General features: G+C 42.0%; 8 protein-coding genes and 1 pseudogene. 3 read left to right on the top strand and 6 right to left on the bottom strand.

Annotated features, from left to right (window positions below):
• The first annotated feature begins 151 nt into the window (after window positions 1–151).
• Window positions 152–613 (top strand): RNA recognition motif domain-containing protein, encoded by a 462-nt coding sequence (locus tag J5O05_RS11050; RefSeq protein ID WP_208842100.1) that lies wholly within the window; start codon window positions 152–154, stop codon window positions 611–613.
• Between the two features lie 139 nt (window positions 614–752).
• Here the strand turns inward: J5O05_RS11050 and J5O05_RS11045 are convergent, their stop codons facing one another.
• On the bottom strand, window positions 753–1862 hold the full coding sequence (locus J5O05_RS11045) for a DUF5610 domain-containing protein (RefSeq protein WP_244369574.1): 1110 nt from the start codon (window positions 1860–1862) through the stop codon (window positions 753–755).
• Window positions 1863–2037: 175 nt separating this feature from the next.
• Between J5O05_RS11045 and trmA the strand changes: the two genes are divergently transcribed.
• Complete coding sequence (gene trmA / locus J5O05_RS11040; RefSeq protein WP_208842099.1) at window positions 2038–3135, top strand: tRNA (uridine(54)-C5)-methyltransferase TrmA; 1098 nt, start codon at window positions 2038–2040, stop codon at window positions 3133–3135.
• 37 nt (window positions 3136–3172) lie between these two features.
• Here trmA and J5O05_RS11035 read toward each other — a convergent pair.
• From J5O05_RS11035 to ccoG, 4 genes and pseudogenes are all read right to left on the bottom strand, one after another.
• Window positions 3173–3806, bottom strand: a pseudogene (locus J5O05_RS11035) (thiol:disulfide interchange protein DsbA/DsbL).
• A 10-nt stretch (window positions 3807–3816) separates the two neighbouring features.
• Window positions 3817–4440, bottom strand: a complete 624-nt coding sequence (locus tag J5O05_RS11030) for a thiol:disulfide interchange protein DsbA/DsbL (RefSeq protein WP_208842097.1) — start codon at window positions 4438–4440, stop codon at window positions 3817–3819.
• A gap of 19 nt (window positions 4441–4459) precedes the next feature.
• The gene (locus J5O05_RS11025) at window positions 4460–5434 is read right to left on the bottom strand and encodes a serine/threonine protein kinase (protein WP_208842096.1); all 975 of its coding nucleotides are present in this window, start codon (window positions 5432–5434) and stop codon (window positions 4460–4462) included.
• Between the two features lie 76 nt (window positions 5435–5510).
• Window positions 5511–6938, bottom strand: coding sequence for a cytochrome c oxidase accessory protein CcoG (ccoG, locus tag J5O05_RS11020; protein WP_208842095.1), 1428 nt, complete (start codon window positions 6936–6938; stop codon window positions 5511–5513).
• 342 nt (window positions 6939–7280) lie between these two features.
• Here ccoG and J5O05_RS11015 point away from each other — a divergent pair, with 342 nt between their 5' ends.
• Window positions 7281–7637, top strand: coding sequence for a hypothetical protein (locus J5O05_RS11015; RefSeq protein WP_208842094.1), 357 nt, complete (start codon window positions 7281–7283; stop codon window positions 7635–7637).
• A 224-nt stretch (window positions 7638–7861) separates the two neighbouring features.
• On the opposite strand, the gene J5O05_RS11010 is transcribed toward J5O05_RS11015, so the two are convergent.
• The gene (locus J5O05_RS11010) at window positions 7862–8434 is read right to left on the bottom strand and encodes a UPF0149 family protein (RefSeq protein WP_208842093.1); all 573 of its coding nucleotides are present in this window, start codon (window positions 8432–8434) and stop codon (window positions 7862–7864) included.
• Window positions 8435–8436: the final 2 nt, after the last annotated feature.

Here is an 8436-nt window from a genome sequence, read left to right as displayed (position 1 = left end):
TAAAGCTGAAAATACGAGCAATTAGACTAAAATTTGTTACTTTAGGATGACGATCTATGCTTTTTATTATTGCGAAGATTATATAAGTCGCTAAGATAGCAATTTCGTTTGTTAAATTAATGTTTATCCATTGTTTACTCGGTACAACAATATGAAATTCCCAGATCAAAGATCATTTATTATTAGTGCGTTACTTGGATTAATTGCATTTTTCATCGCACACACCATGTCAGCAGCGCTGCAAACTCAATTTGCACTTGTTGTCGCTATAAGTACTTTATTAGGAGGTATCATTACATCCTACTTCTCTGCGACCTCATTTGAGAGCGCCACGGACGAAACCATCAAAACGAAAACTATTTACGTTGGCAATCTTCCGTATCGTGCAAATGAGTCAGTAGTTCGTTCTTTATTTGAAGAACAAGGTACGGTTGTGAACGTTCGTTTGCTTAAAGATAAAAATACAGGCAAACGTCGTGGCTTTGGATTTGTTGAAATGGCAGAAGCTGATGCTGAAAAAGCAATAGCGGCTCTTAATGACAAAGAGTTTCAACAGCGCACATTGAAAGTTCGTGAAGCAAAGCAAAAGCCGGAGGACTCAGAAGACGAATAGTCTCAACTCAGAGTCTCGAATTCACCTAACTTTACAAGTAAATCAAAAAGGCTTCGTTGCTGACGCAACGAAGCCTTTTATTTTTCTTCATGGCTATGTCTACTAATGAGAAAATCTAAACACGCCCACTGATTCAACATTACGAATTTGACTGCTTTTGACTATCCAACGTTTGGAAGTAAGCTTGCGCGTAATCGAGGAATTCTTTCAATCGCGCTTGGCCGTGGTTCATCCATTCCATAATATCTGGCAATTGCTTTTCCACACCCAACGCTTTGCCTTGACCATGTACTTCGCGCAGCCCCTCGTTTAGAGGTTGAAAAGCTTTTGCAGCTTGAGCTGTCGGGTTGGATTGCTGGTACTGGCTAATAGCAGCCGTTTGCTTCGTTTGTTTCATGTCTAAAGAAAACTGTGCAATTTGTTCATTGTCCAAACTCAGTTTCTTCGCTTGCTCAAACGCCTTATCAAAATCACCTCGGAAAAACGCGTTACTAATATCGCGAATATCCTTCATCATGCCATTTATCGCTTCTTTCTCCGCGTCATTCACTTCACCATTGACACTGATAGAAAACTCCACTTCATGCTGTTGCTCTGACGCAAACGCAAATGCTTTGCCTTTTTCACCTTCACTTGCAGCAAAACCTTGCTTAGACGAATAGGCATCATTGAACGAAATAACGATTTCGTCACCTTCAGCAGTCGTGAATGAGAATTCAGCCTGATTTTGTAAACTCGCGTATTGTGCCCCTGCAACCAATACACCTTGTGATTGAGGTTCAAAGAGTGATTTTTCAAAATCATCTAACCCTTTGTGAATACCCTCTTGAGATTTTGAGATCCCCGTTTTGATGTCGTCGTCAAGCAGGCCTGAATCGTCAAGTATCTTACTCGCGTCATCAACCCCCAGATTGACGCCTTCTCGTGCTTTGCCCAGCATCTCTCGCAATTCGTCGTCCGATTTGCCGTTTGCTTTGGCCATGTTTACAGCACCTTTCACAAATTCGAGCACGTTTTTCACGACGCTTTCAAAGTCAAACAGCGGTTTTTTCTCTGCTTTATCTTTCTTCGGCGCAATTCCCAACGCTTCGTTCAGCTTATCTTCTAACACTTTCGCCGAGGTTTTAAATTTATCCCCTTGATAGCTGTCCGAATTGAGAAGCCCTAGTTTCTGTCCAGGCCGATGCGTGAGCGGAAATTTATCCAACCCAGGTGGCATCACCCCATGTTGTTGACCAATTTTCATCATTCTACTCCGTTAAATACCCTGATCAGTTATCGACCTTTTAACTCAAAGCTTGATACATTTGTGCAAAAAAAACACAATTATTTTTCTTATCCCCTCGTTCTATGCTAGACAAATGTCGAATGCTCCCTAAAATAGCGCGACTCAAAAAGGTAAAAGACAAGAGGAATGCAGCATCATGGCGGCTATACATATTGATACTTCAGTTTACGAAACACAACTAGCAGAAAAAGCTGAACGAATCTCGAACCAATTCGCGCGCTTTGGAGCACCTCAACTTGAAGTGTACGATTCTCCTGTCAGCCATTATCGTCAACGAGCTGAGTTTCGAGTTTGGCACGATGGCGAAGACCTGTTCCACATCATGTTTGACCAACAAACAAAAGAAAAAATTCGAGTTGATCAATTTGATGCTGCTGCCCCGCTCATTAACGAAATGATGCAAGTCATGGTTGAGAAGTTAAAAACACAAGATATTTTGCGCCGTAAACTTTTCCAAATCGACTACCTATCCACACTTAGCGGCGAAATTCTGGTGAGTTTGCTCTATCACAAGCCTCTTGATGACGCTTGGCTTAGTGCAATGCAGCAGTTACGCGAAGAGCTTCAACAAAAATACAAGATCGATTTTATCGGTCGCGCTCGTAAGCAAAAAGTCGTTTTTGGTAACGATTACGTCACTGAGCAACTCAACGTAAACGGCAAATCATATCTCTATCAGCAAGTCGAAAATAGCTTCACGCAACCCAATGCCAAAGTGAATGAAAAGATGTTGGCTTGGGCACAGTCAATCAGTGAAACGCTCAGCAATGACCTGCTTGAGCTATACTGTGGCAATGGTAACTTCTCAATTGCTTTGGCTGGTCACTACAACAAAGTACTAGCAACTGAAATTTCAAAATCATCGGTGCATTCAGCGCAAGTGAACATTGCGGCAAATCAGTTGACGAATCTTGATATCATTCGCATGTCGAGCGAAGAATTTACACAAGCAATGAAAGGTGAAAAACAGTTCTCTCGCTTAAATGGCATTGATCTGCAATCGTATAATTGTCAAACCATCCTCGTTGACCCACCACGTGCAGGAATGGATGAGTTGACCTGCCGCTTGGTGAGCGAGTATGACAACATCATTTATATTTCTTGTAATCCTGACACGCTTGAACGAGATTTGGAACTTCTCTCACAAACGCATACTCTTTCAAGAATCGCGATTTTCGATCAATTCCCTTATACCCATCACGTCGAATCTGGTGTGTTCTTACAACGAAAATAGACAATAAAAAAAGCCCCGTTTTTCGGGGCTTTTTTATTTATTTCATTTTCGCTAGGTAATTTATCAACGCAGCAATTTGTTCTGGTTCTGTCGTTTTAGACTCACGCAAACGCAATTTGTACTTTCCATTGACGATGAACGTTGGTACACCCGTTAACGCTTTCTTCTCAGAATAGTAGTTCTGGTCGCTTTCCATTTTTTTCGCTTTTGTACGCACCGTGAAGCTATTAAACACTTTGTCGAATGTGTCGCCATCAACGCCTTGCGCAACAAATATGTCTTTCACATCCGCCAACTCATTTACTTTCGCGTGTTTGCCATGAAAATGATTGAAAATGGCAGCGATAATTTTATCTTTTTCTGGCAATGCATCCGCCGCTGCCAATGCTTGAGCGAGCATAACTTGGATTTTAGGATCACGCACGCCCACAAAGTTTACGTGGCTCTTCTTAAACTCAACGTCTTTGTCTAAGTGTGGTTTGATATCGGCAATGAGTTTTTCGAAGGTATTACAGTGAGGACAGTAGAACGAGAAAAACTCAACGACTTCTGGCTTTCTTGAAGCACGGTCACTGACCACCTCATAGTGGTCCCCTTCAACAAAAGGTGCAGCTTGCGCAAACAGTGGTAGCATGAGTTCCTAATAGAGCGACTTTAACTAACTTAAGCATCGATCATTCCTTATTTTTTTAATAAATAGGCGACAAGTTCGTGAAGTTCTTCTTGGCTTTTAAGCGCTGAAGTATTGAGTTTGTATTTGTCGTTCACGATAAACGTCGGCACGCCAGTCAGCGCGTTAATTTTTGAATATTTCTCTTGTGCTTCAACCATCGCTTTTTCCGCCGCCAAAACAGGCATACTCACAAGTGCTGCATCGTATTCTGGTTCGGAAATACCATTCGCCACCATCAGTGCCTTTAAGTCTTTCATGTCGGTAAAACGGATATGTTGGGTGTGAATGGCATTAAACAATTGCTGAGCCACTTCGTGTTCTTTTCCATGTTGCTTTGCAATAATGTACGCATAGCTCAAATTCGATTGAACATCACTTGGCAACCCACCTAAGAAATTGACGTGACTCTTTTCAAAAACAGCTCCTTCAGGAAGCGACTTTTCAAGAGCTATCGCGACAGGTTCAAATCGGAAACAATGCGGACAATAGAATGAGAAGAATTCCGTCACTTTTGCGGTCTCACTTTTTTCAACCGACAACGTGTTGTAATGCTTACCATCTTCAAAATCGGTTGCAAAGGCCATCATCGGCAAACACAGCGCGAATAACGCCACTTTTAATTTTTTTATCATGTCTTTCTCTCAATATTTTTTAAGGCCACAAAGTCAACGTAGGTGACTCCATCGCAAGGATTTGTTCTTCTAATGCTTTGAGTTGTTGTTCCCAATACTGCGGCGTTGCAAACCATGAAAATGCCGACTTAAATGCAGGGTCATCAAATCGTTTTGACAACCATGCCATGTAGTTCACCATACGCATTGTCCGAAGTGATTCAATCATCTCTAATTCTGACCGTGGAAAATCACGAAACATTTCATAACCACACAGTAGCGTATCAAGCTGAACCATCTGTGACTGACGATCACCACTTAGCATCATCCAGAGGTCTTGAACCGCTGGCCCCATGCATGCGTCATCGAGATCCACTAAACACAGTCCCTCTGTCATGGACAGAATATTGCCAGTATGGCAGTCTCCATGCAATCGGATCTGGTTATTTGGTCTATATAGAGCGACCACTTTCGCTTTTAGTTCCTCAACTAACTCAATTAATCGCAATTTGTATGTACTAGGAATAAGCGGACTTTGCTCTAATTCACGCGACGCTTCAACCAAATGCGTTTGCGGCCCTAAAGTGGTACGTGACGCAAACTGCTGTTTTTCGCCTACTTGATGTACCCGCCCAAGTAGCTGACCTAAATATTCAAGGTTATCTAAATTATCGGCTTCAAACGACCGACCGCCGACACTTGGGTAAACCGTAAACCAATAACCATCGTGCTCAAACAAACTATTGCCATCTCGCGTTATGGGGGCAACTACGGGAATTTCCGCATCTTGAAGTTCAAACGCAAAGGCATGTTCCTCCAAAATTTGCGCTTGAGTCCAACGATGAGGACGATAAAACTTGGTTACATAACGCAACCCGTCATCGGCTTTGAACTGATAAACCCGGTTCTCATAGCTGTTCAACGCCAATAACCCCGTTTCAGGATAAATCCCGAGTGACTCGACCGCGTCGAGAATATGTTCAGGTGTGAGGTTTGAAAAGCTAAATTGGCTCATGGTTTCCTTCAACTTAATTTGTTCTAGTAAAAGAAAAGCGGGTTATCCCCGCTTTTCGTTTTGTTTTCCAAGCGACTTATTTTGCTCGGAAGAAATTTGTCTTTTGCGACAAGGATTGTTCTGGATTGTCTTTCAACCTAACGACAAATTCAAATTCTGTCACTGGCTTTTTCAACAAATATGGATCTATGACGATAGAAATAGGCAAATCATGTGAAGCCCCAGCTTCAACCGAGACTTCCGTTTTACCCAATAATTGAAACTCTGGTAATCCTTGGACTTCAACTGTAAATTCCTGCTCAACTTGCGCTTTGTTGATCACTTTTAAGGTGTAGGTATTTTCAATCAAGCCCTCAAAGTTTTCGCGATACAATTGGTTTCTATCTCGAATGATATCAAGTTCCATCGGCTTACGTGTTGCAATGTTTACAACCAAAGCTGATGAAAGTACAACAAGCAGAATGACATAGCCGATGAGCTTTGGTCGCACCGCTTTGGTCTTCTCAGAATGAGACTCTAAGTTACGCTCAGTCGTGTAAGAGATGAGTCCACGCGGGTAATTCATTTTGTCCATTACCCCATCACACGCATCAATACACGCACCACAGTTGATACATTCGTATTGCAGACCATTACGAATGTCGATGCCAGTAGGACAAACCTGAACACACAAATTACAATCGATACAATCCCCTAATCCCAATTCCTTCGGGTTTTGTTTACGGCCACGAGGTCCACGATTTTCACCGCGAGAGGCATCGTAGCTCACCGTGAAGGTATCTTTATCGAACATCGCGGATTGGAAGCGTGAATACGGACACATGTGTAAACACATGATTTCTCTCATCCAACCTGCATTTCCATAAGTACAGAAAGTAAACACTAAGGTACTTATCGCCGCTGACGCTGATGCCGAAAAAGTAAAAAAGTCAGGCACAAACTCGCGAATTGGTGTGAAGTAACCAACAAACGTAATTGAAGTATACAAAGAAAAAGCTATCCAACTTGCGTGCTTAGCTGATTTACGTAAAAACTTGTCCATGTCAATTGGTCGCTCATCAAGCTTTTTACGTTGATTTGCAGAACCTTCGAGTTTTTCTTCAAACCAAATAAAAATAAACGTCCAAACGGTTTGAGGGCAGGTGTAGCCACACCAGACACGACCATAGAATGCCGTCACCACGAACAATGCAAACGCCGCAATCATGAAAATAAAAGCAAGGATGGTAAGATCTTGTGGCAATAAAGTCAGGCCAAAAATATTAAATTTTTGCGCCATAATATCGAATAAAACGGCTTGTTTTCCTTGATAGTTAATCCAAGGCAGCAACATAAATGCGAGCATCCCGACAAATCCGATACGACGACGAAGCAGTTGATGAAGACCCGATACGGCTCTGACGTATATCCGATTGCGAGGATTAAATCGATCTGGCTGCAGATCGGCCGGTTTTTGGATTTTCACCTCAGTAGAGATGTTTTTCACTTTGATTTGATTATCCATCGAAGCTCCTTAACGCATCGCTCGGATCAAAAAAGGTGACTTGCTACAGTGACCACTCATTTACTACGGGTATTATAAGCAAGGCATTCAGGTATTTAACAGCGACAACGCTAAATTTGCATAAAAACCTCTGCCTTTCATCACCCCATACATCCTGATTGCCGTTTTACTCAGACACCTGATTAAAAGGTAGTCGCGTAATTGACTTAAGCACAACACTGGCAACGGCTTCTTGTACTTATTACTCGTTCCCAAAAACCTGATTGAACACTTGCTTTTAAAAACACCATTTTATTACACTGTGCTTCAAGACATGTCGTCTAGATCAAAGATTAGGAAATTATGAAAAAGTTTTTGTTCTTCGTGGTTGTGGTATTAATCTTTTTCACCGTAGACCATCCGTTAATTAAAGAACAACGCGACAAATTATTGGGCGAAGGAATGACTGCGCTTGGTGAAACGAGTCAGCTACAACATAGTTTAGCCGCAAAAGTAGCTCGCTCTGAAATCGAACGCCAACTTAGTTTGACGGAAACCGAACGCGATTATCTTAATGAAGCGTTATTAACTGACAAGAAATTGGAAGAGTTTCACATTCGTTATTGTGTACGCAACGAACTGAACTTGTACTTTTACGAATCACGTTTAGCGGTTATCTGTGACATCGTACTTTCATCGATTCCTGCGGATAAAAAATAACGTGGATTTTTCATCGATTAATAAAGCGCACAGCGCTTCATTTCACGATCAGAAAGCGCTGATAAAACGATTGCTTGCTGGGAAGCCATGCCAATGCAAAGTATGCAAGAAACCGCTACTAGTGCATCTTGATGATAAAACTCAAGTTGGGAAAGTGCATTGCCCTGACGGGTGTACCGAAATAGAATTGGAATTAGGAAGCCGCTAGTGCTTCCTAATGCCCGTTAATCATCAAAAAGAATCTGCGCTGCTGCCTCAATCAAATTGGCGAATTCACGAGAAAACTCCTGCAGAAGAGCAAATTGTTCTATCACGAAACTATTAAACTCTAAGTCATGTGCAAGGCAAAATTGCTCGATTTGTGATTGTGGTAGTGCAAAAAAACCGAGTTGTTCGATACTCACTTGTAGCGCCTCTAGCATCTCCTGAGCTTGACCTGTCGCGTTGGATAACACATCAGCATAAACACCCACGCCATCCAAAAATCCTAGGCTCCATTGATGGATCTTCTTTAAATCAAACGCACTCAATGTGAAAGGCGCATAACCTTGTTCAGAGTAAACCGTTTCAGAAACGTGATGATGTAGTGCCATAAATGCAAAAACACTTTGCTCATCTAATTGACCTGCAGAAAACCCAAATCGAGCTAACCATTGCTCGGGTTCTTGTCCCTCAGGTCCACACACATCTGCAAATAAGTAGCCTTCCACGAAATCGATGGTGTAAGGACTGTGTATTGCGTCGAGGGCCTGAACGATTAATTGCTGTTCCACATCGCTATAAGTAAATGTATACATGA

This window comes from Pseudoalteromonas xiamenensis (genome assembly GCF_017638925.1).
Lineage (GTDB): Bacteria > Pseudomonadota > Gammaproteobacteria > Enterobacterales > Alteromonadaceae > Pseudoalteromonas > Pseudoalteromonas xiamenensis.
This window is presented reverse-complemented; position numbering and strand designations above follow the sequence as displayed.

Coding starts and splice junctions, on each gene's coding strand:
- J5O05_RS11050 (WP_208842100.1), top strand. CDS start 152: ATGAAATTCCCAGATCAAAGATCATTTATTATTAGTGCGTTACTTGGA.
- J5O05_RS11045 (WP_244369574.1), bottom strand. CDS start 1,862: ATGATGAAAATTGGTCAACAACATGGGGTGATGCCACCTGGGTTGGAT.
- trmA (WP_208842099.1), top strand. CDS start 2,038: ATGGCGGCTATACATATTGATACTTCAGTTTACGAAACACAACTAGCA.
- J5O05_RS11030 (WP_208842097.1), bottom strand. CDS start 4,440: ATGATAAAAAAATTAAAAGTGGCGTTATTCGCGCTGTGTTTGCCGATG.
- J5O05_RS11025 (WP_208842096.1), bottom strand. CDS start 5,434: ATGAGCCAATTTAGCTTTTCAAACCTCACACCTGAACATATTCTCGAC.
- ccoG (WP_208842095.1), bottom strand. CDS start 6,938: ATGGATAATCAAATCAAAGTGAAAAACATCTCTACTGAGGTGAAAATC.
- J5O05_RS11015 (WP_208842094.1), top strand. CDS start 7,281: ATGAAAAAGTTTTTGTTCTTCGTGGTTGTGGTATTAATCTTTTTCACC.
- J5O05_RS11010 (WP_208842093.1), bottom strand. CDS start 8,434: ATGTATACATTTACTTATAGCGATGTGGAACAGCAATTAATCGTTCAG.